The sequence below is a fragment of the Bacillus manliponensis genome (genome assembly GCF_000712595.1).
Taxonomy (GTDB): domain Bacteria; phylum Bacillota; class Bacilli; order Bacillales; family Bacillaceae_G; genus Bacillus_A; species Bacillus_A manliponensis.
In genome coordinates, this window is record NZ_JOTN01000094.1 from 1 (window position 1) to 408 (window position 408).

Annotated in this window: 1 protein-coding gene; it reads right to left on the reverse strand. The window is 39.7% G+C overall.

Going from position 1 to position 408, the window contains the following annotated elements; translation table 11 throughout:
• On the reverse strand, positions 1-408 hold a 408-nt coding region (locus BAMA_RS23365), incomplete at both ends, for a S8 family serine peptidase (protein WP_034644482.1).

Consider the following 408-nt stretch of genomic DNA (forward strand, 5'->3'; position numbering starts at 1 on the left):
ATACTCTATAAGCATATAAATCTACTTCAGGCGCTACACCTTTCACAGCATAATCCGCGTTATTTTTCTTTTGAGCCGCAATTGTTCCTGCCACATGTGTACCATGATTTGTGTAATACTTATAGCCAGGATATTCCGGCTTACCAGCATTTATCCAATCCTCGTATGTTGTTTCCATTGGATCTGCATCGTTATCTACAAAATCATATCCGCCTTTATAAGCCTCTTTTAAGTCAGGGTGGTTGTAGTCAACACCTGTATCAAGAACACCGACTTTAATTCCTTTACCCTTAATATTTTCTTCATGGAGCTTGTCCACACCAATTTGCGGGATGCTGTCCGCCATTTTTGGATCGATTGTTTCCTTCGTTTCTACTGGAGGTTCCACTTTTACCTCATAATCTTTAT